This window comes from Armatimonas rosea (assembly GCF_014202505.1).
Taxonomy (GTDB): Bacteria; Armatimonadota; Armatimonadia; order Armatimonadales; family Armatimonadaceae; genus Armatimonas; species Armatimonas rosea.
In genome coordinates this window covers 591398-618379 of record NZ_JACHGW010000003.1, presented here as the reverse complement: position 1 = coordinate 618379, position 26982 = coordinate 591398, and the positions used below count along the sequence as shown (strand labels likewise).

Below are 26982 nucleotides of genomic sequence, written 5' to 3'. Positions count from 1 at the left end.
TGTTGCCCTACCCTCGCGGAAAACTCTATCGCCCGAGAGGGGGCGTTTCGTTAAAAGACTACTCGGCCTCGGGTGCGGCTTCCTCAGCAGCAGGCGCGACCTCGGGGGTAGCCTCGGCCTCCAGCGCATCGGCGAAGAGGTCCGCCACATCGGCGATCACAGGCTTGCCCTCGTTGTCGTAGTCGACATCGATGCCCTTCTCGTCCTCTTCCAGCTGGCGCACACGGTCCGCAGCAGCGGCATCGACACCAAAGGCGGCGGCCAGGTCACCGGAGGGAACCTCGTCCCACTCCTCTTGCTTGATCTCGACAATGGCCTCGGCGATCTTGTTGGTGATCAGCTTGATGGCGCGAATGGCATCGTCGTTGCCCGGGATAATGTAGTCCACATCGTCGGGATCGCAGTTCGTATCGACAATGGCGACAATCGGGATACCGAGCGCCTTGGCCTCTTGAACAGCGATATGCTCCTTCTTCAGGTCCACGACAAAGAGGCAGGAGGGGATGCGGGGCATGTCCTTGATACCGCCCAGGTAGCGCTCCAGCTTCTCGTACTCCTCGGTCAGGAGGGCGGCCTCCTTCTTGGTGAGGCGCAGCAGGGTGCCGTCTTCGGTCATCTCTTTGAGCTGGCGAAGGCGTGCGATCCGCTTCTGGATCGTGGTGAAGTTGGTGAGCATGCCCCCCAGCCAGCGCTGGTTGACAAAGTACTGGCGGGAACGAACAGCCGCTTCCTGTACGGCATCGGAGGCCTGCTTCTTGGTTCCGACAAAGAGGATCGTGCCACCGTCGGCGACAATGTCCTGGATAAACTTCTGGGCATCATCGAAGAGCTTCAGGCTCTGGTGCAGGTCGATGATGTAGATTCCATTGCGGCTCCCGTAGATGTAGCGCTTCATCTTGGGGTTCCAGCGACGGGTCTGGTGACCAAAGTGGACGCCTGCCTCAAGCAGGTCTTTCATGGCGATTGTGGCCATAGCTTGCGTATTCCTTCTCGGTTTCTCCCCCCCACCACGCGCCCTTTTGGGACCGAGATTTGCGGTGGGTGTGGCGTTAAAAAGGCGCGGCAGCTACCGCGCCAGACACTTGCGAAACCTTCGCAGTTTATCATAGGCAACCTCCTCTAGCAATAGTTTTCTTCTCGGTGCATAACTTCTGGCACTATCACAAGCCCTGCGTAGCTATTGCTGGTAAAATATCCAGACCGATGGCTACGACTCAGACCACACCGCGTGACTCCAGCTCCCCGCGTGGCTCCAACACGCCGCGCAAGCCGCGCCCCCCGCGCAACACGAACACGGCACCGCGCAAGACACGCACCAACACCCGTTTTGCCTACGACACCTGGGGGATCGCGCTCTGCGCCCTCGGGCTGATCCTGCTGGCCACCCTCCTTGGCGCGGGAACCAACTCCGGGGACAACTTCCTGGGGCGCACCGTGGTCCATGGCTTCTACCTTTTGTCGGGGGTCGGGGCCTGGGTCTTCCCCTTTGTCTTGCTCGCGCTGGGCGGGATGCTCGCCATCGGGAAGAGCCGCTCGTTCGACAACATGGGCGCGCTCGGGGCGCTCTACGTGCTCTTTATCGCCTGGTGGCACCTGGGCCGGGTCGGGGGGATGAAGCTGGCCTACCACTTCCTCACCGACAACCTGGTCAATGGCGGCGGCTACCTCGGCGGCGGGGTCTCCTGGCTGCTGCGGATGCTGGTAGGAGTCTTTGGTGCCCACGTGGTCTTTGTCGCCCTGGTGGGGATCGGGATTCTGTTCCTGGTCGATGTCCCGCTCCCCTCGCTCCTGGGCCCGGTCGAGCGCTTTATCGCCGAGTGGACCGGCAAGGGAAAAGAGGCAGCCACAGCGCAGGCCAAAGAGGCGGTGGAGAAAGCACGCAAGAAGCCCGCCGCCGCTCCCACGGAGCGCAAGCCGCTGGTCCAGCCCCCGCCCAGTGTCTTTAAGCGCACGACACCCGAGCCCCTCGACGACGACCTAGAGCTCGACGAGCCCACCACCGACGCGCCACCACGCAGCCAGCCGACTCTCTTCTCCTTCCGCAAGGAGAAGCCAGAAGCGCCCGCCCCGAGCCCACGCCCCGCCGCGACACTGGAAGAAGACGAAGACGAGGAGCCGACAACGCCGGTCGTGCCCGTGCTTGCCCCCGCCGTCCCCACACGTGGAGAACCCCGTCCGGGGATGGCCGCCTTCGTGCTGCCTCCCACCGCGCTCATGGCACCGTCGCCACCCGCCCCCGCCAATGTCGCCGATGGGGAGAGCGAGGAGCGCCGCCAGATCATCCTCCAGACCCTCGAGGACTTTGGGATCGGGGCCGATGTCGCCGATGTGGCCTACGGCCCGACCATCACCCGCTACGAGATCGCGCTGGAGCGTGGCATCAAGGTCAGCAAGATTGTCTCCCTCGCGGACAATATCGCCATGGCCCTCGCCGCCATCGATGTCCGTGTCGAGGCCCCCATTCCTGGAAAGTCCGCCATTGGCCTTGAGGTCCCCAACGCCAAGCCGCGCGGCGTGAGCATCCGCGAGTGTCTGGAAGCACCTGAGTTTGTCAATGCCCCGGGCAAGCTGACCTTTGTGCTGGGCCGCGATGTGACCGGCGCCGTGAAAGTCGCGGACCTCGCCAAGATGCCGCACCTGCTGATCGCGGGCTCCACGGGCTCGGGGAAGTCCGTCGGGCTCAATGCGCTGATCACCTCGCTTCTCTACCGCAACTCCCCCCGTGAGCTCAAGCTGCTGATGATCGACCCCAAGAAAGTCGAGCTCTCCCTCTACGAAGGCATCCCGCACCTGGCGTCGCCGGTGATCACCAATGTCAAGCAGGCACCGTCGCTCTTTAAGCAGGCCCTGCGCGAGATGGAGACCCGCTACGACAAGTTCGCCAAGCTGGGGACGCGCAATCTGGAAGGCTACAACGCCAAGGTCGAGGAGGCTGAGCGGATTCCCTATTGGGTGATCATTGTCGATGAGCTCGCGGACCTGATGATGACCAGCGGCCCGGAGATCGAGACCAGTATCTGCCGTCTCGCCCAGCTCGCCCGCGCCACGGGGATTCACCTGGTGATCGCCACCCAGCGACCGTCGGTGAACGTGATTACGGGGACCATCAAGGCCAATATCTCCAGCCGAATCGCCTTTGCCATGAACTCCGCCGTGGACTCTCGCACGATTCTCGACCAGACCGGTGCCGATCGGCTCATAGGGCGCGGCGACATGCTGTTTATGCCCATCGATGCCGGTAAGCCGTATCGTATCCAGGGCTGCTTCGTGAGCGAGCACGACACGGAGTCCCTGGTGAACTACCTCAAGGAGCAGGGCACCCCCAACTTCGATGTCCTGCCCTCGACGCTCTCGCTGTCCACCGGCGACGACGACTCCGGCGAGGGGGAGGCCGACGATGATCTCTTTGAGAGCGCGGTGCGGCTTGTCGTGACCGGCGGCAGCGCCAGCACGTCGATGCTCCAGCGCCGCTTCAAGATCGGCTACACCCGCGCCGCCCGCCTCGTGGACCTAATGGAACAGCGTGGCATTGTCGGTGCCCTCGATGGTGCCAAGCCCCGCGATATCCTGATCGCCCGCGACGACCTCGACGGCATGTTCGGCAAGACCGGAGTGTTTGAGACCTGAGGAAAGGATGCACCATGATGACCACACTCACCTCTTCCCCGGTCCACTACCCCGATAGTGATGGAAACCCCATGGCCGATAATACCAAGCAGCTTCACTGGATCATGCTCTGCAAGATCGGGCTAGACGCACTCTATGCAACCCAAGCCGATGTCTTTATCGCGGGGGATCTGCTCTGGTATCCCGTTGAAGGACAGCCAAAAATCAGACAAGCACCCGATGTCATGGTAGTCTTTGGGCGCCCAAAAGCGGATCGCGGGAGCTACAAACAGTGGGAAGAGGCAGGGGTTGCCCCTCAGATCGCCTTTGAGATTCTCTCGCCCGGCAACACCCTCCTAGAGATGGCGCGCAAGTTTGAGTTCTACGAAGAGTATGGGATTGAGGAGTACTACATCTACAACCCAGACACCTACGACTTCTCTGCCTGGCAGCGCCGTGATGGCAAGTTGCGTGTTGCAGAGTTTACCAGCGAGCTCACCAGTCCGCGCATGGGGATTCGTTTTATGGTCCCCGATCCACCCGCTCCCCTCGAGATCTACCATCCCAACGGTCGCCGTTTTGTTGATGGTGCCACGCTCTCCCAGGAACGGGATCGCCTTGCCGCCAAGCTCCGCGAGCTAGGTATCGACCCCGACACGGTGTAGCCTCCATGCCACCTCCCCCCTCCAAACGCGCCCTCCGCCGCCACCACCGTGCGCGGCGGCTTCGGCGTGCGATTCGCCTCTACACGGGCCGTGGACTGGAGAGCTGGGCACGCAAGAACTTTGAGCACCTACAAAACTGCTCGTGCTGGATGTGTGGACACCGCCGAAAATGGAGCGGCCCAACGCCGCAGGAGCGACGCTGGGCCGATATACAGACCGAACTTTCTGAGGGCTAAAAATGCATTGGAGAGCTGTCGCGGCACTGGGATTTTTTTTCTTCACCCTCCTGACCCTTTGGGGGACTTATGACGAAGCCTACGGCTCCGGGCCGCCGTATTACAACCGAACCGTCAATATGGACAAGTGGTCAGACCCAACACCTCAACTCCTGTATTTCAGTATCCCTGGGGCAGTTTTGATTATTGTGCTAATACTTCCCCTCTTTCGTCGACGTTAACTACCTGCGGTCAGCCCGGCACGGGCTTTGCGGCTGAGGAACGAAGCCACTGCAGACGTCGGTTTCAAACCGGCGGCGTTTAGTCCCCCTTGACGGCGTGCTTGATGCGCTCCCAGAGCCCCTTGCTGTTGTCATCGGGGGTCTGACCGGCGATCTCCCCGCGTAGCTCAGCGAAGTGGCGCAGGGTCTTCTTTTGCTCATCGTTTAGCTTGGTGGGCACTTGGACCGCGATCACGACCGTCAGATCGCCCTTCTGGTTGCGCTGGCGGATATTGGGCATCCCGTGGCCGCGCAGCTTGAAGCGTGTCCCGTTCTGTGTCCCCTCGGGTATAGTCAGGGAGACGCTCTCCCCTGCCAGCGTGGTCACCGAGATCGTGTCGCCCAGGGTCGCTTGCACAAACGAGAGGGGCTGGGAGACATAGAGCTCGATCCCATCCCGCTCAAAACGCTCGTGCTCCTTGACCGCGAAGAAGACATAGAGATCACCCGGAGGCCCCCCAAGGTTGCCTGCCTCACCCTCGCCGCGGACGGGCATCTGCATCCCATCATCGACACCCGGGGGAATCGGAACCTTGAGCTCACGGGTCCTGCGAACCTTTCCGCGGCCGGCACAGCCGCCACACGGGCTCTTCACCACGCTCCCGCGGCCCTGGCAGCGCGGACAGGTGACACTTGTCTGCACCGTGCCTAGAATGGTCTGCTGCACCTGGCGGGTCGCACCGGTTCCTCCACACTGGACACAGGTATCGGGCTTGGTGCCGGGTGCCGCGCCATTGCCCCCACAGGTCTCACAGTTCTCGGTGCGCGGGACGGAGATAGTCTTCTCCCCGCCCTTGAGCGCCTCTTCCAGGGTAATGGAGAGCTCATACTTGAGGTCATCGCCCCGCTGTGGCCCGGTCCTGCGCCCGCCGCCCCCACCGCCAAAGAAGGCATTGAGGATATCGTCGAGGCCACCGCCGCCGCCACCAAAGCCATCGAAGCCGCCAAAGCCACCACCGGGACCTCCCCCGGAGGCTGCGGCGTGCCCAAAGCGGTCGTAGGCGCCCCGTTTCTGGGCATCGGAGAGCACCTCGTAGGCCTCGGCAACTTCTTTAAAGCGCTCTTCGGCGGTCGCATCCCCTTGGTTCACATCGGGGTGCCACTTGCGCGCAAGCTGTCGGTAGGCTTTCTTGATCTCGTCGGCGCTCGCACTACGCTCAATTCCTAGCACCTCGTAGTAGTCGCGCTTGCTCTCAGTCGGCATCGTTCTCGGTATCTCCTTGGAGTTCACTTTCAGGTTTTAACGGGGGCATCACAGGGGTCATCGGCTCTGGCTCGTCGGACTGGTCCGCTGCGGGCGTGGCCTCGACACGTGCCTGTGAGAAGGCAAACATCGCATCATTGAGATAGTGGGTCTGTGAGATCAGGGTCATCAAGTCCGCCTCACGGACGGAGGCATCCAGGGCCTCGATCGCGCTCTGGACCATCGTCTGGATGTGTCCCTCGACCGGCGGCCCATCAGTAGCCACCAGCTTTCGGGCATGGTAGAGCGCGGTGTCGGCGTGGTTGCGCGCCTCTTGGAGCTCTCGGCGCTGCAGGTCGCTGGCGGCGTAGCTCGCGGCCTCGGTGACCATGCGTGAGATCTCCTCCTGCGAGAGGCCCGAGGCGACCGTGATCACGACTTGCTGGGCGTGGCCCGTGGCCTTGTCCTTGGCGGAGACATGGAGGATTCCGCTGGCATCGATATCAAAGAAGACCTCGATCTGGGGGACGCCGCGGGGGGCGGGCGCGATCCCACTCAGCAGGAACTTGCCCAGGCTCTTGTTGTCGGTGGCCATCTCCCGCTCGCCCTGGAGGATATGGATCTCGACCGCGCTCTGGCCCTCGGTGGCGGTGGTGAAGATCTCGGTCTTGCTCGTCGGCACGGTCGTATTGCGCGGGATCAGACGTGTCATCACGCCCCCCAGGGTCTCTATCCCCAGCGAGAGGGGGGTCACATCCAGCAAGACCAGCCCGGTGAGCTCTCCCGCCAGCATCCCCGCCTGGATCGCAGCCCCCGCCGCGACCACCTCGTCGGGGTTCATGCCCTTGAAGGGGTCTTTGTGGAAGATCTCCCGCACCATGTCCTGGACCGCGGGCATCCGTGTGGAGCCGCCCACCAAGACCACTTTATCGATCTGGTTGGGGGCGAGCTTGGCATCGTTGAGGGCCTGGTAGGTGGGATCGCGCATCCGGTCGCGCAGGTCCGTGGTGATGTTTTCAAAGTGCGCGCGGGTCAGGGACTTCTCCAAGTGGAGCGGGCCGTCGGCGCTCTGGCTCAGAAACGGAAGGTTGATCGATGTATTGAGCATGGCGGAGAGCTCGATCTTGGCCTTCTCCGCGGCCTCTTTCAGGCGCTGCTGTGCCAGGCGGTCGTCGGTGAGGTCGATCTCGTGAGCGCTCTTAAATTCCGCCACGAGCCAGGCGACAATGGCATCGTCCCAGTCATCGCCGCCGAGGCGTGTGTCGCCGCAGGTCGCCTTGACCTCAAAGACCCCCTCGCCCATCTCGAGGATCGAGACATCGAAGGTCCCGCCCCCCAGGTCCCAGACAAGGATGGTCTGAGCCTCGGTCTTTTCGAGGCCGTAGGCGAGCGCGGCGGCGGTGGGCTCGTTGATGATCCGCAGGACTTCGAGCCCCGCGATCTGGCCAGCGTCTTTGGTGGCCTGGCGCTGGCCGTCGTTGAAGTAAGCGGGCACCGTGATCACGGCGCGGTCCACGGGCTCTCCCAAGTACGCCTCGGCATCGGCCTTGAGCTTCTGGAGGATCATGGCGCTGATCTCGGGTGCGGAGTAGGCCGTGCTGTCGGCAAAGACCCGAAAGTCCGAGCCCATGTGGCGCTTGATCGACGAGAAGGTCTGCTCGGGGTTGGTGACCGCCTGACGCTTGGCCAGCTGCCCCACGAGGCGCTCGCCGTCGCGGGTAAAGCCCACCACAGACGGACAGAGCCGGGAGCCTTCCGTGAGAGTGATCACGGTTGGCTCACCGGCTTCTAGAACGGCAACCACCGAGTTGGTGGTTCCCAGGTCAATCCCGACGATACGGCCCATAGTTAGTACCGCTAGCCCCCGAGACTAGATTTCAGACCCCTCAGTCTCATCATCGGGCATGATCAGCGGCTCTTCCTCTTCCGGCTCTTCGTCGACCAGCATATCGCTGCCCTCGTCGTCGTCGCCCAGGAGGTTCTTATCGTCGTTGTCCAGATCGCCGCCCAGCTCACGTGCCGCCTGGCGCAGGATGTCCTCGTCGGGCAGGGCCAGCGGATCGATATCCACCTCGATGTCGCGCGCTCCGATCACGGCCTGCTGATCTGCGATCGCCTCACGTCCCGCCAGCGACTGCTCATCGAACTTGTACTGGACCTTCCCCTCGGCAATCTCTTCCAGCGCGATGGTCAGGGAGTTGGTGGAGTCGGTTGCCAGGCGCGGGCGGCTCCCTTCCTTGAGCTGCTTGGCGCGCTTGGCGGCCAGCACCACGAGGGCGTACTTACTATCTATCTGCTTGTCAATCTTGTCGGGGGATGGGTAGATCATTTTGTTGATTACTTTCTGTGCGCTCTTGCTCCACGACCCGCTCTTGTTCCAGCTCGAGGATCACCTTGACTCCGGCGATATTGACACCGCGCTCCTCGGTCAGGTGCCGCACCCGCGCGAGAGTCACGATATCGGAGTCGGAGTAGAGCCGCCGGTTGGAGTCCGTACGGCGAGGGACAACGATCCCTTCCTGATCCAGCACCCGCAAGACCCAGCAAGGCAGGCCCGCGAGGCGGGCTGCCACACTGATGACATAGACCGGCTCGTTTTCGTTATGCGGCATGGGTTTCAAAAAATCGTGGACACAAAAATCGCAGTGTATATTATAGGTTACTTCCGTAAAGATCGCAATATTTTTTAACCCGCTTGCAACCCTTTGAAGCAAAAGGCATACTAAACTGTCATATCACGAGAAGGAGAACTGTGAGATGAGCCTGTTGCAAGATGCTGCCAACTACGAGGAGCAACACTGGCGAAATCGGCTGGGAGGCTGGCGACAGCAAGCCGCACGCGACTACTTGGCACAGATCGGTAAGATCACCGCCTTAATTATCGTGACCGTCCTGCTCCTGGATGGAGCCCGCCGGGATATCTCCCATGGCAGTGCTGCTGTCGCCGCCTTCACCCCCAGCTCCACCCTCCAGACCGCCAGCGGCAAGAGCGCCCCCGCTCCCAGCTTTATCGGGCAGAGCCTGGGCATTGGCGACACCCTCACCACCGATACGATCGGCAGTGCCACCCTCGCCTTCCCCGACGGCACGGTTGTCCAGCTCGAGCCCCAGAGCCAGCTCCGCCTGCTCCAGAGCGATGCCTTTCGCGATGGCACGGGCCAGCGCCAGTTCCAGCTGGTCCAGGGCTCCGCTCTTGTCTATGCCCCCTCCCGCTTCACCACCGGCTTTGTCACGGGCGCGGGCAAGGTCTTCCAGAAGGCCGGCAGCTTCCATATCCATGCCGAGCAGGGCCTCTCCGTGGAGAGTGGCTCGTCGCTGGGACGCTACTCCGTCAAGCAGGGCTCGCTCGCCGGGCTTGAGCGCGTGGTCTGGTGGCCGCTGGATACCCTCTTGAGTAAGCTCGGCATCATGGGCGCGGGGACTCTCCTCACCACCGATAGCCAGCGCCGGGACACCTGCCGTGAGGTCGCCCACGAGCTACAAAAAGCCCTCATTAGCAACACCGCAATCCCCAGCGGCGAGGCGGTCTCGATCGAGTCTCTTGGGCTTCGCCCCGAGGTGCAGGCCCAGGCGCAGCGCTCGCTTATCGGCCCGTATCTGGCCCTTAGCCGCACGGGAGCGCACTTTACGGCACGCTTTACCGCCCGCGACTCCAGCCGGACTGTCTTCACGGTCACGGAGTCTCAGATACAAGTGAGCACTAAAAATTAGAGGCCGTGTTTCGTTCGGGTAGAATGAGACCATGGAGCGATTCGCTTTCATCATTCACCCCATCGATGTCCGTAAAGACCTGAGCCGCAAGTTCCCGGTCGCGCAGCACCTCCCCGAGCCACTGCTGGCCGCACTCTTGCGCCAGATGTCGCCCCAGCCGGTGGCGCACCTGACGGGCATTCGCTCGGCAACAGGAGTCGAGGCGGAGGGCTGGTTTATCGCCTGCCCCCTCTCGCCGCACCAGCTCCTCAACCTCCCCCCGGAGCAGGTCTATGCCAAGCTCTTGCTGTGCTGCGAGCACGCCGAGCGGCTCGGGGCCAAGATTATCGGGCTCGGGGCCCTCACCAGTGTCGCCGGCGATGGCGGGATCACGCTCGCCCAGCGCACCAAGCTCGCCGTCACCACCGGCAACTCCTACACGGTCGCGACTGCGGTCGAGGGAGCGATCAAGGGCGCGGAGCTGATGGGGACGCCCTTTGACTCCGCCCATGTCGCCATTGTTGGGGCGAGCGGCAGTATCGGCCATACCAGCGCGCTCCTGCTGGCCCCTCATGCCGCGAAGATCACCTTGGTAGGGCGAGATACCGAGCGCCTCAAGCCAGTCGCCCGAGAGGTCACCGAGCGGGGTGGCAAGTCCGTACAGGTGACAAGCTCGGTCGAGGAGGGTCTGCGCGATGCGGATGTGATCGTGACGGTCACCAGTGCCGCCGATGCGATCATCCTGCCCCAGCACCTCAAGCGCGGCGCCGTGGTCTGCGATGTCGCCCGCCCGCGCGATGTGAGCGTCCGCGTGGCCAAGGAGCGCAACGATGTCCTGGTAATTGAGGGCGGGTGTGTCCAGATTCCGGGCAGCTTCACCGCCACCAAAACCGATAAAAAAGGTGTCGATCGCCCCGGTGAGCTCTTCTCCTTTGGCTTTCCTCCCGGCACCGCCTACGCCTGCATGTCCGAGACCATGATGCTGGCCCTAGAGGGCCGCTACGAGAGCTTCACCCTTGGCAAGACCGTGAGTGTGGCGCAAGTGGAGGAGACCTGGCGGCTCGCCAAGAAACACGGCTTTGAGCTGGCCGGCTTCCGCTCCTTTGAAGAGGCTGTCACGGCGGAGACAATCGCCGCCGTGCGCCTCGCGGCAGGCCGTAAGCTAGGCTGATCAAGCCTTAGGCGGGTACGTCGCGATCTTGGCCTCCAGCCGGTCCGCGAGCCCCGCATGTGAGCCGCCCAGCGCCGCCAGAATCTTCTGGGCTTCGTCGCGGTAGGCAGCGATCTTCTCCGCGCTCCAGTGGCTCGGAGGGACCTGCAGGTTGGTGATCCGGTCCGCTAGCTTCACCCAGGCAACCTGTGGCGGCTGTGCCTGAATCCGGCGCAGGCTATCGGCCATGCGCTCGGTTTTTGGAAGGGTATCGTCCTTGGTCAGCGCCTTCACCCCTGCCAGAACTGCGGGACCGAACTCGGCCTCCAGCTCCGCCTCCGTGAGGGAGGTATCTTCCAGCGTGTCGTGGAGCAGGGCACAGAGAACCGCAAGCGTACAATCCGTCTCGGGCGCTCCGGCCACCGCCATGACCTCGGCCGCCACTTGGGTGATATGGAGCAGGTACGGCAGGTTTGTCCCGGGGACGGTCTGGCCTTGGTGGGCTTGCGCGGCCACCCGCAGGGCGCGCTGGACAAGATCGGACGACCACATAGGCCCATTGTACTCGCTTTCTCAGGCTTTTTTTCCGGTACACTGGGAGCATGAAAGCACTACTGGCACTGGGGGCCGCGCTCTTTCTCGCCGCCGACCCCACCCCACTCTTTGATGGCAAGACTCTCACCGGCTGGACCACGGTCGCGGGCAAGCCCATTGCCTCGGGCTGGGAGGTCGCCGACGGCACCCTGCACCGGGCGACCCGCGCGATGGATATTGTCACGGAGAAGACCTACGACAGCTTCGATCTCAGCTTTGAGTGGAAGGTCGCGCCGGGGACCAACTCGGGGCTAAAGTACCACTTCGGCAAGTACGGCAATAGCATGGTCGGGATCGAGTACCAGCTGATCGACGCAGCCGGCGCGGGCGACAACCACGGCAAGCACTCGGTCGGGAGCATCTACGATCTCTTTGCCGCGGACCCGAAGGTGCTCCCCAAGCCAGCAGGTGAGTGGAACCAGAGCCGGATCGTGGTCAAGGAGAAAAAGATCACCCACTACCTAAACGGCAAGAAGACCGCCGAGGTGGTGCTGGGCTCCCCGGAGTGGAACGAGGCGCTGGCCAAGAGCAAGTTCAAGAACCAGCCCGACTTTGGCACCAAGCCCGGAAAGATCCTGCTCCAGGAGCACGGCGGCGAGGTCTGGTTCCGCAACCTTAACCTCACCGAGCTCCCCCGCAGTCCTAAGTAGTGGTCACCGCGACCGCGTAGGGCTGGTTATTGTAGGTCGCCTTGGTGGTCACCAGGGTGAGTGTCTTGCTGTCGGCATACCCCACCCACTCCGCCTGCGCCGTGTTTTGATCGTCGCGGCTGTAGAAAGAGTGCTTGAGGACAAGGGAGCCGCGCAGGCGCAGGATGCCATCTGGGAGCGGCTCGCTTTTCCAGCTCAGCTCCACAAAGCGATTCTTCGTCAGGTCGTTGTTCTCGGTCGGGGGGTAGAAGTGCGTGAGCAGGCGCTCCGCTTGGAGGCGCTCCCCCGTCCGAAGTGCCTTGGCTTCAGTCGGGCTCAGCGTGAGCCAGTCCTCACCGGGAAGCGCGCTCCAGTTGCCTCCCGCGCCCGTGACAAGCCCGAGCGAGCCGTCGGGCTTGCGCTCAAGATAACGGGCAACAATGTGGAGGCGCAGGCCGCCACGGGGTGCCGGGGGAAGCGAGAGGGGGTGTGCCGGGACCAGGGGGCTCCCTGGCACGATCTTTTGCTCCCGTGCGGCCCTCTCCACCGCCTCCAAGATCCGCTGGGGACTCGCCAGTGCCACGTGGATCGTGTCGAGGAGGGCACCATCGGGGGCAAGAATAAAGCAGTGAACCGTCCCCACCGAGAGCTTCTTGCGGTAGCCTTCCTGGTGGATGCGTGTCAGGGCGCTGCGCTCGTCCCCGACCACCAGATCGTTGGAGAGATAGACAGGCACCGTCAGAGAGTTGAGGGCGGCGACTATCTTCTCATTGTTAAACGACACGGCCCGTGTCGCAAAAGCGCCCCCTCAGCAGCGTCCCCGCTGCATCCGGCCATCGAGGGTGAAGAGAAAGATCAGGCGCTTACTCTTCTGCCCGAGCGTGAGCGCCTCGGTGAGCGACTCCACCCAGCCAATGCTCTCCCAGCGTCGCTCCTGGGGTGTCGGCTGCCATGCCTGTGCAAGCTGGGCCACCTGCTCCTGAGTCAGTTCCATAGGCGCAGTATAACGTAAAACAGGCGGTGGGCACTCTAGCCCACCGCCTGTTTTACGTCCACCTTCCGTAGAGGAGTCTTGCACCGCTTCACGAGCGGTAGTTCTTAGAGCCCTCAGCCAAAGGCGCGGGTCTGTGCCATCTTAACTGGCTTGCCCGCGAGGATTGCATTTAGTGCGTCCGGAACATAGTTGGGTGCACTGCCATACTTATCGTACGAACCGAAGTAGCGCAGCTTGCTGTCTTTGTCGATCACCACAAAGGTCGGGGTGCAGTTCGCCCCCACAAGCTTCATGAGTGCCTGGTCTTTCTTATCGTCGAGCAGGGGAATGTTGAGGTTCTTGGACTGCAGGTCCGAGAGCATCATGTCGTCGGTCTCGCCCTGGCTGCTGTGGATGCCAACCACCTCAACTCCCTTGGCCTTGAACTTGGCGATTATCTCGCCCATCTTGCCGTAGTACTTCCAGGTGGTCCCGCAGTTCTTCTGCACAAAGATCCCCACGACCACTTTTTTCCCTTTGTAGCTGGCCAAATCCAGCGGCTTGTCGCTGGCGATATCGCGGAGAACGGGGGCCTTGACCACCTCCCCGATCTTGAGAGGACCACGCTTGGCGGAGGCATTGAGCCCGAGGGCAAGTGCCCCGGTCAGCCCCGCAGCAAGTCCGATATACGCACGTCGGTTCAACATAAAACGAATTGCTCCCTGAAGTGGATGGTAGTGGCGCGCCTACGCCGCCGCTACACTAGACATTACGGAAATCAAAAAGTTCCTGGGAGGCGAGGCGTCCGGGAGTTGCAGGACGCTGGAAATCTGGTAGAATACGGGCGCGACACCGAACAGGAGCAGATTCCTATGATCAGGAGAGTTGGCTGAGTGGTCGAAAGCGACGGTTTGCTAAACCGTTGTAGGCTTAACCCCTACCCCGGGTTCGAATCCCGGACTCTCCGTATGGGCCTACTCCTGTGCGGTGTCTTTGTCTTGCTTGGGCCGGTGCGGGCCCAGCAGAGTGTCTCCCCAACCAGTCAGTACCTGGCGCAGCGCCGTGCCTCCCCGATTGTCTGGGGCCTGACCCTGGAGAAGGTGCGCGAGAACCCCGGTGCCTACCGTGGTAAGGCCTTTGAGATTGAGGGGACAGTCTCCGGGACCGCGACCTCTACTTCCAGCGACTCCAGTGCCCTGCTCCTGCTCAACACCAACAACACCGATAGCCTCACCCTGCGCATGTCGCTCGTTCCCACCTGGCTCCAGCCGGGGGCTGTGGTTCGTGCGCTCTGCATTGTCACGGACACGGAAGAGAACGCCAATGTGATCGGCACGCCGGAGCTCGAGGTGCTCGCCGTGGCCTCTGCGCTGGATATCGGGGCGCTTGAGGCACGCTGGAAGGCCGAGCAAGAGCAAAAGGCAGCGTGGCGCAAGCAGCTTGAGCAGGAGCGCCAGCGTGAGTTTGAGCGCCAGCGGGTTCAGGCGGCCACTCCCCCCCGTGGTGCGCTGACCTCGCGCTCGCTTCCCGTGAAGCCGGTGGCAGGCAAGAAGCAGATCGTGGTCGGCCCTGCCCGCTACGAAGACCTCTCGCCCAATGCCCGCGCGGTCTTTCCCGCCTACCGCGACTACATCAAGCGCCACAACAAGCGCCTCTCCGAGGCGCAGGCCGACCAGATCACCTACGCCATCCTGCGCTACTCCGAGGAACTCGACATGGACCCGCGGCTCATTGTCGCCACCGTGATAGCCGAGTCGGACTTCAAGGTGCAGGAGCGTAGCCACGCCGGGGCGATGGGCTTGATCCAGCTCATGCCCGACGAGGTCGAGCGCCTCAAGCTCACCAACCCCTACGACCCGATCCAAAATATCGCCGGGGGAACCTACCTGCTCAAGGAGCGCTTGGTGAAGTTTAGCAAGTCGCCCAACTACACCGACGCTACCTTGGAGCAGCTGATCCTGACACTGGCTTCCTACAATGCCGGGGAAGGGGCGGTCAAGAAGTACGGCGGTGTCCCCCCGTACCGAGAGACCCAGGGCTATGTCAAGAAGATCATCCGCATCTATAAAGAGCTCTGTGGGATTCGCTAAGCCATGATGGCCTGGGTGCATGCCGCGGTCGGGGCGGCGCTGGGACGCATTATCGGCCACGAGAGCAAGGCGTTTGGTGCCGGGGTGGCGTCGCACGCCATCTGCGACCTGATCCCCCACCGGGACCTCAAACCCCAGCAAGAAGCACCGCTCTTAGCCCTGGCGATGGGGCTGATTATCTGGCGCAAGGGCCTCACGTCGCCCGAGGCTATCGGGGCGATGGGCGCGGTCTCCCCCGACACGGAGAATATCGCCGCCCGAGTCGGGCTGATACCGACAAGCGCGATGGTTTTCCCCACCCACCAAGGCCCCGGCACCCACGGCCGCGAGGTCAAGAGCATCGTCCCACAAGTGGCCCTCGCAGCGGTCTGCCTTGCGGTCGCACTGTGGCCCGAGAAGTCCTCAGCGAAGTAGCGTCATTCCAGCCAGCGGTATAATTTCCTCATGAGCGCCACCAAAGAACCCGCAACCTGGCACTGGACCCGTGAGACCTACCACCAAGCGGTGGAGCTGGGGCTCTTTGGCACGAGTCCCAAAGTAGAGCTCATCCGAGGAGAGATCTATCTCAAAACGCCTATGAACCGCCCACACGCCACCGCTGTAGTGAAATCGGAACAAGTCATTCAAACTGCTCTTGGAGAGACCAACCATGTACAATCACAGGTTCCGATTGGTCTCTCGACAGATGGGGAGCCTGAACCCGACATCGCTATCATCATTGGCCAGCCCGACGACTACACGGAGCATCCGACAGAGCACGACGTGCTCTTGGTGATGGAGATTTCAGACTCCACGCTCGCTTTTGACAAGGGGCTCAAGTCCGAGGTCTACGCGGAGGCAGGGATCGCGGAGTATTGGATTCTAGACATCAACGCCCGGACACTGGAGGTGCGACGGGAGCCACACGGGACGATCTACCGCAGCACGCACCTCTACGACGATACCCAGAGTGCAGCGCCGCTGGCAAAGCCCGATGCGCAAATCTCTGTGGCGGCCTTGTTGCCGAAGTAGGCGGACTAGGTTATACTCCTCGCAGGACAATTATGGCAAAAGTCATTCTTCGCAACTTGAATAAGACCTTCGTGGATCAGCAGTCCAAGAAGGAAGTCAACGCCGTCAAGGATCTCGATCTGGAGATCCACGACGGGGAGTTTATGGTGCTGGTCGGACCGTCGGGCTGTGGCAAGACCACGACGATGCGTATGGTCGCGGGTCTGGAGGAAGTTACCAGCGGCGAGATTCTGATCGGGGAGCGTGTGGTCAACGACGTGCCGCCCCGGGATCGCAATATCGCCATGGTCTTCCAGAACTACGCGCTCTACCCGCACATGAGTGTCTACGAGAACATGGCCTTTGGGCTCCGCCTGCGCATGCTCCCTCCGATCTGGCAGAAGTTCACCCCCAAGTACAAGGAGGTCGAGGCCGATATCGATGCCAAGATCCAGGCGGCGGCCCGCAAGCTCGACATCACCCAGTACCTGGATCGCAAGCCCAAGGCACTCTCCGGCGGGCAGCGTCAGCGTGTCGCCCTTGGCCGCGCCATTGTCCGCGACCCCGAGGTCTTCCTCATGGACGAGCCGCTCTCCAACCTGGACGCCAAGCTCCGTGTGCAGACCCGCTTTGAGCTCATCAACCTCCACCGCGAGCTAAAAGTCACCACGATCTACGTCACCCACGACCAGGTCGAGGCCATGACCATGGGCCAGCGGATCGCGGTGATGAACAACGGCCTGCTCCAGCAGTGCGATACCCCGCAGAACATCTATCGCCACCCGGCTAATATGTTTGTCGCCGGCTTTATCGGCATGCCCCCGATGAACTTTGTCAAGGGTGCGACCGTAAAAATGGAGGGAGGCACTCCGGTGATCGACTGCGGTGGCTTCTCCGTCACCCTGGGCACCGACCGCGCCGCCGTCTTGGCTCCGTATGTCGGCAAGGAAGTGGTCTTCGGTGTCCGCCCCGAGCACCTCAACGACAAGGCTCTGGTCTCCGGGACGCCGAGCAATGTCGTCCGCGCGCAGGTTGAGGTGATTGAGCAGATGGGTGCGACCTCCAACCTCTACATCAGCCTTGGGGGCCACGCGCTGGTCTCCGTGGTCGATGCGAGCACGGTCGCCAAAGAGAACGCCCCACTGGACATCGTCATCGATGCCGACCACTGCCATGTCTTCGACAAAGACACCGAAAAAGCGATTTTCTAGCCCCAGCCCCCTAGCCCCCACACGTGGGGGAAGTTTGGGATTGGCCTTGCTCCCCTGGCCCGCCGTCGCGGCGGGCCTTTTTGTCTTTCACTCCGCGTTTCTGGCGTTTCTCTTCTACGCCAGTGTCTGCCTCTACGGCACCAAGCGGCTCGGCGGCTTTTCCTGCTCGCTCAAGCCCAAGTGGCCGCTCCGAGTCCATCTCGGGGTTGCTCTCGCCAGTAATCTTGTTCTCGTCGGCCTCTACCAGCTCTTGGGCAAGTGGCTCCTGCCCGCCGCGCTCTTGACCGAGCGCCTCGCGGGGGTTGGCATTACGCCTGCCAGCTTTGGGTGGCTCTTTCCCTACTTCCTGATCGGCAACCCGCTAGTCGAAGAGCTTTTCTGGCGAAGCGCACTGCGCCCCCACGGCCCCCTCTACACTGCACTCCTCTTTGGGGCGTGGCATAGCCTCCCGATCTTTCTGATCGCCCCGCTCTGGGTCGCCCCCCTCGCCGTTCTAGGCGTAATGGCAATCGGCTTCGCGCTCGGCGAGGTCGTGGAGAAGACAAAAACCCTGGGGGATGCGATCTTGCTCCATGCCCTCGCCGCCGACCTTCCCCTCTTGGTTATTGTATGGCTTGCATTTCGTTAGGAGCGCTCCCATCCGTAATCGCTCCCATGAACGGGAGCGTCTTGCTGTCGCTACGCGACACGAAGGCCTCCGGCCATGAGAAAGCCCTATGGCCAAAGGCCTTTGTGTCGGAGCCTGCGACGATAGCAAGACGCCCCGGTTCATCGGGGCGATTCATATGGGGGCGATCTAAAAGATGACTCCCCTTCTTGCTGCCACGATCGGTGCGCCGCTGATGGGCTTTCTCGCGTGGCGCGTGCGTGCCCTCACCCTCTCGGGCGCGGTTGCGGCGGCGGGTGTGGGCTTCTGCCACCTCGCGTTTGGCGGCTGGCTGGCGGCGGGAGCACTGCTGACGTTCTTTGGGACCTCTACCGCGCTCTCGAAGCTAGGCAAGCGCAAGAAAGACAAGCTCGGCTTTGAGAAGCCCGGCCAGCGCGATGCCTGGCAAGTGCTCGCCAACGGAGGGATCGCGGCACTCTGTGCCCTTCTGGGCCAGCCGGAGGCGATGCTGGGAGCCTTGGCCGCCGCCAACGCCGACACCTGGGCCACGGAGCTGGGCTCCCTCTTTGGGGGCAAGCCACGGCGCATCACCACCCTTGCCCCCGCAGAGCCAGGCGAGTCGGGGGCGGTCTCGGTGCTAGGGACCCTGGCCGCTCTAGCAGGCGCAGCGCTTATCGGTGGGCTCCCGTGTTTATGGGGACGGGGGGGGCTCTTTCTCACGGTCACCCTGGCCGGTTTTCTGGGCGCGCTGGTGGACTCGGTGCTCGGCGCGACCCTCCAGGCGCAGTGGTGGGATGAACAGAAAAAGCGCTGGAGTGAAATTCCACAGGGAAAACCGACACGCGGGGTGAACTGGATGCGTAACGATGCCGTAAATATACTAGCCACCCTCGTTGGAGCGGTCACAGCCTATGTCCTGGGCCACGTTCTGATACACTAAGGAAAATCACCCATGAGAGCTTTTGCCACTGTCGCCTGTTTTCTAATCACCACCTCCCTCGCACACGCCACGACCGAGGAGAAGAAAGAGTACAAGTGGGAGTTCCCCGCCCAGGGGATTGTCGGGCTTGCGCTCAAAGGGGTCGTGGGGACCATCAAGATCGACACGGATCGGAAAAACGAGATCCAGATCCGCGCGACCCGAACCATCCGGGCCAAGGACAAGCCCACCGCCCAGCTCAAGCTCAAGGAGACCGTCCCTACCTGCCTCAACGAGGGCGGGACGCTGGTGCTCGACGATGTGATCCCCGAGGACCTGCGGCGTGAGCGGTTCACGGAAGACGCCCCCGAGGTCGAGCTCGATATCGAGATCCATATCCCCGCGGGGCTCCGCCTCTCTAGTAGCCTGCTCGTGGGGACGACCGAGATCGCGGGGGAGCTGACGGCACTGACGATCAAGAGTGGCACGGGGCTGGTCAAGCTCGATAACCTCAAGGTGGTCAAGGGCGGAACCATGATCGGGATGGATACCGGCGACCTTGAGGTCAGTGGCTCCTTCAACGACCTTCAGGCAACCCTGCGTGTTGGCTCGGTGCGCGCGACGCTGGAGACCGCAGCGGCCAACCGTGTGGCGCTCCAGACCCAGGTAGGCGGCATCCTTGCCCAGCTCAAGTCCATTCCGAAGCAGAGCCTCAGCGCCTCGGCGGGGGTGGGCAGCGTTCAAGTGCGAATCCCTGGCAATGTCAAGGGCGATGCGACCGTCAGCACCCAGTCCGGGAAGTTCCGCTCGGACTTCAACCTCACCCGCCGCCCCCGCTCGGTCGGCGACACGGGCGGGCTTCTCACCGGCACACTGGGACGCGGGGGCACGGTGCAGATCAAAGTCACCTCCGGTGTCGGCGATACGCTCTTAGAGAAGGGCTAGACACTGAGAAGCTCTCTTCTGAATCCTGACTCCCCACAAGCAGTTCCCCGCTGGCGTAAAATAGCTCTGGCGCTGTGCCTCTTTCTGGTGACCGGGTCGTTTGGGTTCTTACAACCGTTTACCTCGCCCTACTACGCCGCCTCGGGGTTGGATAAGGCGCAGATCGGGCTCCTGGCGGGCCTTGGCACGGTGATCGCCGTTCTGATTCAGCCCCTCTTAGGCCGCCTCTCAGACCGCCTCGATGCCCGACGCCCCCTGATGGTCGCCACGGCGCTTCTGGCAGGGGTCGCCTATCTCCTCTTCCGCCTCGCCGATGGCTTCTGGCCCTTTCTGCTCCTGACGGCACTCGGGACCAATGGGCTCCAGTACCTCAACACGGTCGGGGGGGTGCTCGTGGGGCGGCTGGCAACCACGGAGGGCGGGGGGGCGGCCTATGCCAAGTACCGTGTCTGGGGGAGTGTCGGCTACATCTGTGTCTGTGTCGTCACCGGCTTCCTGCTCTCCCCGTCGCCAGGCATGTCCCGCACCGACCTTGCCCCGGTCTTCACCTACGGCCCCCTGCTTTTCTTCCTCATCGCCGCCATCTCCCTCATCGTCCCCGACACAAAACTAGCTCCATCAAGTTCCGTCCCCCTTCGCAGCGAGGAACGAGCGATTGCCGGAGGGGGTCGCCGTCTAAGCGGCGGGGGGAGGGGGCTTAAGCACTTCTTTTTTGCTTACTTTCTCTACCAGTTCGCACTCTACGGGGCATCGTCGTATCTCTCGCTCTTTATGAAATCCCTGGGGGCTGCGCCGCGCCAGATCTCGCTGATGTTTGCCGCGGGGGTCGTGTGCGAGGTGCTGGTGATGAGCCAGGTGGGAAAATGGACCGACCGCAATGGACGAAAGCCCGCGCTGGTCTTGGCGTTCTGCCTCATGCCCGTGCGCCTACTGCTCTACACCCTCGCCACCAGCCCCGCGACTGTCATGGCCATCCAGGCGCTCCATGGGCTGAACTACGGGATCGTGGGAACCCTCGCAGTGGTCTATGTCAATGACTGTGTCACCGACTCCCAGCGTGGGACGACCCAGGCGATGATGACCGCCACCTCGGGGATCGCGCTCTCGGTCTCCCCCGCGCTCTGTGGCTGGCTCGCTGAGCGCTACGGCTTCAGCGCGATGTTTGTCGCCATGAGCGCTGTCGGCGTGCTCGGTGCCCTCTATCTCATTACCCGCGTCCCCGAGAGCAACCCACCCGCGCCAAAAACCGGCTAAAATAGCCCCATGAAGAGTCTGGCACTCCTGCCTCTGGTCTGTATCGCCCTTGCGCCGGGTAAGGCAGCGCAGCCCCCGCAAAAAGCCCCCATCGCGTTCCGCCAGGTGCAGCCGCTCCTCGCGAAGAACTGCTACGCCTGCCACGGGTTTGATGAGAGCGCCCGCAAGGCCAACCTGCGCCTGGACCTGCCCAATCGTGCGGTGGTCGGCGGCGATATTCTCGCCAGCCCGCTCGCCCAGCGCCTCCGGCGCACCGACTCTCTCCAGATGCCCCCCGCCGGGAGCGGGCACACGCTCACGGCCGCGGAGAAAACCCTTCTGATGCGCTGGATCGGCGAGGGCGGCAAGTACGAGCAGCACTGGTCGTTTGTGAAACCGGCATCGGCATCCCTCCCCCCGTCCCCCTCCCTTCGCTCTGTTTCCCGCTTCGCGGGGACGAAGTCGGGTCTCAGGGGAAGGGAGGGGGCCGGGGGGAGGGATGTCAAACCGGGGAGGGATGCAAGGGATGCCCAATCGTCCCCCATCGACCTCTTCATTCGCGCTCGCCTTGCTAAAGAGAACCTCACGCCCGCGCCGCCCGCGGACCGGCGGACACTGATCCGGCGGGTGAGCCTGGACCTGACCGGCCTGCCGCCCACGCCCGAGCGGGTCGAGGCCTTTGTCAAGGACACGCACCCCGATGCCTATGCCAAGCTCGTCGAGGAGCTACTGGCGTCCCCAAGCTACGGCGAGCACTGGGCGCGGCTCTGGCTGGACCTGGCACGCTACGCCGACACGAAGGGCTACGAGAAAGACCTGCCCCGGACCATGTGGCGCTGGCGGGACTGGGTGATCGATGCCTTCAACGCCGACATGCCCTTCGACCAGTTCACGATCGAGCAGCTCGCCGGCGACCTGATCCCCAACGCCACGGACTCCCAGATTCTGGCGACCGCGTTTCACCGCAACACGCCCACCAACGACGAAGGCGGCACCGACGACGAAGAGTTCCGGCAGATCGCGGTAAAAGACCGGGTGGACACGACCGGGCAGGTCTGGATGGGGCTTACTCTCGGCTGCGCCAAGTGCCACACCCACAAGTACGATCCGATCAGCCAGAAGGACTACTACCGGTTCTACGCGATCTTCAACCAGACCGAGGACGCCGACCGCTACGACGACGCCCCAACCAAGGCGATCGCGACCGAGGCGACCACCAAGCGCCTGGCCGCCCTCAAGGCCCAGCTCGCCGCGATCCATGCCGACGCCGCGAAGCCGTCGCCGGAGCGCACTACCTGGGAGGCGGCGCTGGCCAAGCAGAACCTCTGGAGCCCCCTCGCCCTTAAAACGGCCTCGGCGAGCAGCGGGGCCAGGCTGGCAACGCGCGCCGACGGGGCCTTTCTGGTCTCCGGGGCACGGGCGGAAAAAGAGGCCTACACGCTGAGCCTGAGCCTGCCCGCGGGGACGGTCACCGGGCTTCGGCTAGAGGTGCTCAAAGACCCCACACTCCCCAATGGTGGGCCGGGCCGCAACCGGGACGACCAGAACGCGGTGGTCTCCGAGCTGACCGTGCGCTACCAGGACAAGCCGCTCCTCTTGAAGAATGCCCGCGCGGACTTTGAGCAAGGGGGCTGGCCGGTCGCCAATGCCATCGACGGCAAGGAGGATACGGGCTGGGCCTGGTCTCCTAAGAACGCCGAGCCGCACGTGGCGGTCTTTGAGCTAGCAGAGCCTCTGGTCGCGGCGGGCGGGACGCTGGAGGTGCGCCTCACCCAGAACTATCCGAATCTCGCCGTGGGCTGCTTCCGGCTCTCGGTGAGCGGCGCGGACCGGGCGCTTCTCTCCCCCAGCCTCTCGCTCACCGCTGCGGAGCGCGACGAGGCCTATCTCAAGCAGACCAACCCGCAGCGCTTCGCGGAGCTGGAGAGCCTGCAAAACGAGCAAGCCCGCCTGGAGCGCTCGATCCCCGCCACGCCGATCTACCGCGAGCTCCCCCCCGGAAGGCAGCGGGTCACGCGTCTCCACACGCGCGGCAACTTCCTCGACCCTGGTGAGGTCGTCACCCCAGCACTCCTCCCCTCACTGGCTCCCCCGCTTGCGGGGGCGGGGGGGGCACCCACACGCCTCCATGCCGCCCGCTGGCTGGTCTCCCCCGAGAACCCGCTCACGGCCCGCGTGCAGGTCAACCGCTACTGGGCCAGGCTCTTTGGCGTGGGACTGGTGGAGACCGAAGAGGACTTTGGGACCCAAGGCGCACCACCATCGCACCCTGAGCTCCTGGACTGGCTCGCCCTGCACTTCCAGAGAGACTGTCACTGGTCGGTGAAGAAGCTCCTTAAGACCCTGGTCCTGAGCCAGACCTACCAGCAGGCCTCGACCACGACCAAGGAGACACTCGCCAAGGACCCACGCAACCGGCTTCTCTCCCGCGGCCCACGCTTCCGCCTCCCCGCCGAGGTAATCCGCGACCAGGCCCTCGCGGCGGCGGGGCTCCTCAGTAACAAGCTCGGTGGCCCAAGTGTCTTCCCTCCCCAGCCGGCGGGGCTCTGGAAAGTGACCTACTCGGGGATGAAGTGGGAGACGAGCCCGGGTGAGGACCGCTGGCGACGTGGCCTCTACACGTTCCTGCGCCGCACCAGCCCCCACCCGATGCTCACGACCTTCGACGGCGGCAGTGGTGAGGTCTGCCTGGTGCGGCGGATTCGGACCAACACCCCGCTCCAAGCCCTCATCACCCTCAACGATCCGGTGTTTGTCGAAGCCGCCGGAGCACTGGGAAGGCGCATGGCAAAGCAGGGGCTGGGTGTGGGCTTTGCGCGCCTCCTCGCGCGCAAGCCCACAGCTCAGGAAGAAAGACGCCTCCGCGCCCTCTTCACCGAGACCCTCTCAGAGTTCCGCAAGCACCCCAGTGATGCCCTCGCGCTCCTGCGCGATGCCATTATCACGGTACAGCCCGGCGAGGACCCGGGAGTGCTTGCAGCCTGGACGGTGGTGGGCAACGTGCTCCTTAACTTGGATGAAGCACTGACAAACTAATCGCCCCGCTCTAACCGGGGCGATCACTAACTAGGGCGAGACTAGAACGCGCCCTGGACGATCTGGCCGACGGCGCGGAGCTGATAGACCCCGCCCGAGCTGTCTTTGAAGTCCACGACCACATCGACCTGGGAGCCAATCGCCCACTCGGGGCCGTCGCGGACAATCGCACCAAAGGAGGTCTCGTCGCTGCGGAGCTCTAGGGTAGTCGAGGTCCAGACATCGGTGCCATTGGTGACCGTGACACGCTGCGCCTGAAGTCCCCCTGGAACCGCGGCGTTGTCCTCCGACTTGACCGTGACAGAGACGATCAAGGGGCGTGTGGGTGCAGGCTCGCCTGCCAGAGTGACAACGGGCATCATGTTCCGCCAGAGGGCGGTCTGGCCCTTGAGGGTCTTGCTCGCCACCCCAACACTCACGGGGACAGCACGGAGCTGCTCCACGGTCGGGAGGTTGATCTGCGGAGTCACGGTCCCAGAGGAGCAGCCCGCCAGAAGCGCCAGTGCGCTCACAAAAATTAGGTTTCGTCGCATAGTTTCTTTGATCCTTACCTCACACTATACCTTCAAGGAGCGGTTGCGGGATAGGCCCCGCTCTGAACCAGCTCCGCCAGCGGGTGATCGTCGATGGTCAGCGGTAGCTCGATCCGCCCCCGCCGCCGCGCCGACTCGTAGCAGGCGTAGATAATCTCCGTGGTCGCCAGGGCATTGCTCACGTCGCAGAGGGGTTTGGTGCCACTCTCCAGCGCGTTGACCAAGTCCACCACATTGTCGTGATTCGCAAAGTTGCCGTGCAGGCCGCCCTCGGTCTCCGGCCCGGTCCACTCTTCGAGCACGCTCCCCTTGCGCAGGCGCAGGTGGGGCGCGGTGTTGTGGATCTCCAGGGTGCCCTCGGTGCCAATCGCCTTGATCGCACACCCGACTGCCTTCTCCGCAGTCTCTCCGGTGCAGAGCAGGCCATGGACCCCGTTCTCATAGCCGACCAGGCACATGCCGTCGGTGTCGTGGATCACGCCGTAGACCTGGTGCGGCTTGCGGTAGTCCACCTGCCCCATCACCCAGACTGGCGTGGACTCGCCATTGAGCATCTGGAACATATTGAGCCAGTGTGTCCCCCAGTCCAGCATATTGGAGCAGCTCCCTTCCAGCCGGGTCAGCTCCCCAATCGCTCGCTCGGCGAGAAGGCGCTTTGCGGTCTGAAACGTGGGCAGGTGGCGGCGCTGATGGTTGAAGGTCAGCTGCACCCCACGCTCCGCACAGACCGCTGCCATGCGCCGTGCCTCCCCAAAGGTCCCCGCCATCGGTTTCTCGCAGTGGATCGCCCTCACCCCGGCGTCCGCGGCAGCGATCACCATCTCGGCGTGGAGGTGCGGCCAGGTCGCAATCGAGACAATATCGGGCCTCTCCGCCGCGAGCATCGCGTGGTAGTCGGTGTACTGGCGTGCCTTTCCCTCGCAGAGCTCCACATTGAAGGCAGCCATGTTGGCCTCTTTGAGGTCGGCGAGGGCGACAATCTCACACTTGCCGGACTTGACATAGCCAGGAGCATGGGCACGGCTCATCCCAAACCCCGTCGATCCCTCGGTTTTCCACGGCAGGCCGGTGCCGATAATGGCGACTTTGAACATAGGGGAATTATAGCAAACGTCGGCTAAAATAGCCCTATCATGCAAACGAGCCTGACCGAGAACGGTCTCTACTTCGAGTACACCAAGGCCGCCGATCCGATTGGGTCGGGGACGATCTCCAAGATTCCCTACGCGGACTTTCCGAGCTCCCTCCACGAGAGCGGCCCGACACAGCTTATTCCCCTGGATGTGAGCGATGCGCTACGGTGCGACGGCCCCGCGACCAGCCCGGCGCTCTGTGCCAACTTTGTCCATATCCTGCCCGGCGAGAGCCTGACGCTCCGCTTCAACGCGACCTCGCAGCTCTACTATGTCATGCGTGGCAAGGGCAGCACCCGCTTCGATGACCTTGAGATCCCCTGGAAGACCGGCGACTTTGTGGTGCTCCCGACAGGCAAGGAGACCCACCACAGCGCCGAGCAAGACGCCGCGCTCTACCTGGTCCACGACGAGCCCCTCCTGCGCTATCTGGGCGCGATCGCCGACACCCCGCGCTTCGCCCCGACCCTCTTCACCGCCGAGGACTCGCTCGCCGCGCTGGCACAGGCCAAGAGCGAGGGCGATGCCATCAACCGCAGCCGCATCAGCGTGCTACTTGCCAACAAGGCCATGGACCAGACCCTCACCATCACCCACACGCTCTGGGCGATGCTGGGCGTGCTTCCCGTCAACGCCATCCAGCTCCCGCACCGCCACGAGTCGGTCGCCCTGGACCTGATCTTGGACTGCGACCCGGGCTGCTACACCCTGGTCGGCACCAAGATCAACGAGAAAGGCGAGATCCTCGACCCCGTAAAAGTAGACTGGAAGCCGTTCTCGTCGTTTATCACCCCGCCCGGCTACTGGCACGCCCACTACAACGAGTCCGGCCGCGAGGCGCACCTGCTGCCCATGCAGGACGCGGGGCTACAGACCTATCTGCGTACCCTCGGGATTAAGTTTGTCCTCCCCGGTGGACGAATGCCCTCGCTCTAGGAGGATCAAAGATGCATGGAATCGACGCGGCAATTCACACACGCAAGGGCATCTTGCCCGTGGGCTCGGACGACTACGAGAACCCCGACGCGTTTGCGCTCTTTTTAGAGTTTTTGGCAACGGAGCAGGCCGAGGGCGCTGTTGTACTGAGAACCATTGATCCTTATGGATGGACCATCTTTACCCCCTACCAGATGGATCGTCTGATCTTGGAAGTCGACCAGCTTCAGGGAGTGATCTCAGGTGAGCTCTTGAAAGTGGCAAGCGACCTCAAGGAAGCCTTTCTCCAGTGCAAGGAAAACCCGGACGTGAGCTACCTTCGCTTTGAAGGGGACTGAGGCACCGCGGGGGGAATGTAATAAA

Annotated in this window: 28 protein-coding genes and 1 tRNA gene; 18 read left to right on the top strand and 11 right to left on the bottom strand. The window is 63.1% G+C overall.

All coding sequences use genetic code 11. The features are described from left to right. Positions 1–58: 58 nt before the first annotated feature. Positions 59–973, bottom strand: a complete 915-nt coding sequence (gene rpsB, locus HNQ39_RS17855) for a 30S ribosomal protein S2 (RefSeq protein WP_184199519.1) — start codon at positions 971–973, stop codon at positions 59–61. A gap of 230 nt (positions 974–1203) precedes the next feature. On the opposite strand from rpsB, the gene HNQ39_RS17850 reads away from it, so the two are divergent. Genes HNQ39_RS17850 through HNQ39_RS17840 form a run of 3 tightly spaced genes read left to right on the top strand, consistent with a single transcriptional unit; the run spans position 1204 to position 4507 of the window. Further along, positions 1204–3627: a DNA translocase FtsK gene (locus HNQ39_RS17850; RefSeq protein ID WP_184199516.1), complete on the top strand. Its 2424-nt coding sequence runs from the start codon at positions 1204–1206 to the stop codon at positions 3625–3627. Between the two features lie 14 nt (positions 3628–3641). Continuing rightward, positions 3642–4271, top strand: coding sequence for a Uma2 family endonuclease (locus tag HNQ39_RS17845; RefSeq protein ID WP_221290092.1), 630 nt, complete (start codon positions 3642–3644; stop codon positions 4269–4271). A gap of 5 nt (positions 4272–4276) precedes the next feature. Beyond that, positions 4277–4507: a hypothetical protein gene (locus HNQ39_RS17840; protein ID WP_184199502.1), complete on the top strand. Its 231-nt coding sequence runs from the start codon at positions 4277–4279 to the stop codon at positions 4505–4507. A 300-nt stretch (positions 4508–4807) separates the two neighbouring features. On the opposite strand, the gene dnaJ is transcribed toward HNQ39_RS17840, so the two are convergent. From dnaJ to HNQ39_RS17820, 4 genes are read right to left on the bottom strand one after another with little or no spacing between them, the layout of a single operon-like run. Then, complete coding sequence (gene dnaJ, locus HNQ39_RS17835) at positions 4808–5971, bottom strand: molecular chaperone DnaJ (protein ID WP_184199499.1); 1164 nt, start codon at positions 5969–5971, stop codon at positions 4808–4810. Next, the gene (dnaK, locus tag HNQ39_RS17830; protein WP_184199496.1) at positions 5961–7796 is read right to left on the bottom strand and encodes a molecular chaperone DnaK; all 1836 of its coding nucleotides are present in this window, start codon (positions 7794–7796) and stop codon (positions 5961–5963) included. Before dnaK ends, dnaJ begins: the two co-directional genes overlap by 11 nt. Positions 7797–7820: 24 nt before the next feature. After that, positions 7821–8279, bottom strand: coding sequence for a DNA-directed RNA polymerase subunit omega (rpoZ, locus tag HNQ39_RS17825; RefSeq protein WP_184199481.1), 459 nt, complete (start codon positions 8277–8279; stop codon positions 7821–7823). Further along, complete coding sequence (locus HNQ39_RS17820) at positions 8251–8562, bottom strand: MerR family transcriptional regulator (protein WP_184199478.1); 312 nt, start codon at positions 8560–8562, stop codon at positions 8251–8253. The genes rpoZ and HNQ39_RS17820 overlap by 29 nt, the downstream gene beginning before the upstream one ends. Before the next feature lie 145 nt (positions 8563–8707). Between HNQ39_RS17820 and HNQ39_RS17815 the strand changes: the two genes are divergently transcribed. Both HNQ39_RS17815 and HNQ39_RS17810 read left to right on the top strand, forming a co-directional pair. Continuing rightward, positions 8708–9661, top strand: coding sequence for a FecR domain-containing protein (locus HNQ39_RS17815; protein WP_184199475.1), 954 nt, complete (start codon positions 8708–8710; stop codon positions 9659–9661). Positions 9662–9692: 31 nt separating this feature from the next. Beyond that, positions 9693–10811 carry a shikimate dehydrogenase gene (locus HNQ39_RS17810; protein WP_184199471.1) on the top strand — a complete coding sequence of 373 codons (1119 nt, stop codon included), beginning with the start codon at positions 9693–9695 and terminating at the stop codon, positions 10809–10811. On the opposite strand, the gene HNQ39_RS17805 is transcribed toward HNQ39_RS17810, so the two are convergent. Beyond that, positions 10812–11342 (bottom strand): HD domain-containing protein, encoded by a 531-nt coding sequence (locus HNQ39_RS17805; RefSeq protein WP_184199468.1) that lies wholly within the window; start codon positions 11340–11342, stop codon positions 10812–10814. A 50-nt stretch (positions 11343–11392) separates the two neighbouring features. On the opposite strand from HNQ39_RS17805, the gene HNQ39_RS17800 reads away from it, so the two are divergent. Further along, positions 11393–12034 (top strand): 3-keto-disaccharide hydrolase, encoded by a 642-nt coding sequence (locus HNQ39_RS17800; protein WP_184199465.1) that lies wholly within the window; start codon positions 11393–11395, stop codon positions 12032–12034. Here the strand turns inward: HNQ39_RS17800 and HNQ39_RS17795 are convergent. From HNQ39_RS17795 to HNQ39_RS17785, 3 genes are all read right to left on the bottom strand, one after another. Beyond that, positions 12027–12797 carry a hypothetical protein gene (locus HNQ39_RS17795; protein ID WP_184199462.1) on the bottom strand — a complete coding sequence of 257 codons (771 nt, stop codon included), beginning with the start codon at positions 12795–12797 and terminating at the stop codon, positions 12027–12029. The genes HNQ39_RS17800 and HNQ39_RS17795 overlap by 8 nt on opposite strands. 24 nt (positions 12798–12821) lie before the next feature. Continuing rightward, complete coding sequence (locus tag HNQ39_RS17790; RefSeq protein WP_184199459.1) at positions 12822–13007, bottom strand: hypothetical protein; 186 nt, start codon at positions 13005–13007, stop codon at positions 12822–12824. A 113-nt stretch (positions 13008–13120) separates the two neighbouring features. After that, positions 13121–13693, bottom strand: a complete 573-nt coding sequence (locus tag HNQ39_RS17785) for a redoxin family protein (protein ID WP_184199456.1) — start codon at positions 13691–13693, stop codon at positions 13121–13123. Between the two features lie 172 nt (positions 13694–13865). Between HNQ39_RS17785 and HNQ39_RS17780 the strand changes: the two genes are divergently transcribed. The 10 genes from HNQ39_RS17780 to HNQ39_RS17735 all read left to right on the top strand — a co-directional run bounded on the left by HNQ39_RS17780 (position 13866) and on the right by HNQ39_RS17735 (position 24017). Further along, positions 13866–13953: transfer RNA gene (locus HNQ39_RS17780), tRNA-Ser, on the top strand. A 1-nt stretch (position 13954) separates the two neighbouring features. Next, positions 13955–15076, top strand: coding sequence for a lytic transglycosylase domain-containing protein (locus HNQ39_RS17775; RefSeq protein WP_184199453.1), 1122 nt, complete (start codon positions 13955–13957; stop codon positions 15074–15076). Positions 15077–15079: 3 nt separating this feature from the next. Next, positions 15080–15490 carry a hypothetical protein gene (locus tag HNQ39_RS17770; RefSeq protein WP_184199450.1) on the top strand — a complete coding sequence of 137 codons (411 nt, stop codon included), beginning with the start codon at positions 15080–15082 and terminating at the stop codon, positions 15488–15490. Positions 15491–15520: 30 nt separating this feature from the next. Then, positions 15521–16087 (top strand): Uma2 family endonuclease, encoded by a 567-nt coding sequence (locus HNQ39_RS17765; RefSeq protein ID WP_184199447.1) that lies wholly within the window; start codon positions 15521–15523, stop codon positions 16085–16087. 32 nt (positions 16088–16119) lie between these two features. Further along, positions 16120–17277: an ABC transporter ATP-binding protein gene (locus HNQ39_RS17760; protein WP_184199444.1), complete on the top strand. Its 1158-nt coding sequence runs from the start codon at positions 16120–16122 to the stop codon at positions 17275–17277. 40 nt (positions 17278–17317) lie between these two features. After that, positions 17318–17905: a CPBP family intramembrane glutamic endopeptidase gene (locus HNQ39_RS17755; protein WP_184199441.1), complete on the top strand. Its 588-nt coding sequence runs from the start codon at positions 17318–17320 to the stop codon at positions 17903–17905. 175 nt (positions 17906–18080) lie between these two features. Then, a complete protein-coding gene (locus HNQ39_RS17750; protein WP_184199438.1) occupies positions 18081–18824 on the top strand; it encodes a DUF92 domain-containing protein in 744 nt (247 codons plus the stop codon). A 12-nt stretch (positions 18825–18836) separates the two neighbouring features. Continuing rightward, positions 18837–19748: a DUF4097 family beta strand repeat-containing protein gene (locus tag HNQ39_RS17745; RefSeq protein WP_184199435.1), complete on the top strand. Its 912-nt coding sequence runs from the start codon at positions 18837–18839 to the stop codon at positions 19746–19748. Between the two features lie 3 nt (positions 19749–19751). After that, entirely contained in the window at positions 19752–21002 is a 1251-nt protein-coding gene (locus HNQ39_RS17740; RefSeq protein WP_343075976.1) for an MFS transporter, read from the top strand. Positions 21003–21011: 9 nt separating this feature from the next. Continuing rightward, positions 21012–24017, top strand: a complete 3006-nt coding sequence (locus tag HNQ39_RS17735; protein WP_184199429.1) for a PSD1 and planctomycete cytochrome C domain-containing protein — start codon at positions 21012–21014, stop codon at positions 24015–24017. A gap of 41 nt (positions 24018–24058) precedes the next feature. Here HNQ39_RS17735 and HNQ39_RS17730 read toward each other — a convergent pair whose 3' ends face one another. After that, a complete protein-coding gene (locus HNQ39_RS17730) occupies positions 24059–24550 on the bottom strand; it encodes a hypothetical protein (RefSeq protein WP_184199425.1) in 492 nt (163 codons plus the stop codon). Between the two features lie 32 nt (positions 24551–24582). Further along, positions 24583–25644 carry a Gfo/Idh/MocA family protein gene (locus HNQ39_RS17725; protein ID WP_184199422.1) on the bottom strand — a complete coding sequence of 354 codons (1062 nt, stop codon included), beginning with the start codon at positions 25642–25644 and terminating at the stop codon, positions 24583–24585. A gap of 39 nt (positions 25645–25683) precedes the next feature. Between HNQ39_RS17725 and HNQ39_RS17720 the strand changes: the two genes are divergently transcribed. After that, positions 25684–26619, top strand: coding sequence for a cupin domain-containing protein (locus tag HNQ39_RS17720; protein ID WP_184199419.1), 936 nt, complete (start codon positions 25684–25686; stop codon positions 26617–26619). A gap of 11 nt (positions 26620–26630) precedes the next feature. Beyond that, a complete protein-coding gene (locus HNQ39_RS17715; protein ID WP_184199416.1) occupies positions 26631–26957 on the top strand; it encodes a hypothetical protein in 327 nt (108 codons plus the stop codon). Positions 26958–26982 lie beyond the last annotated feature (25 nt).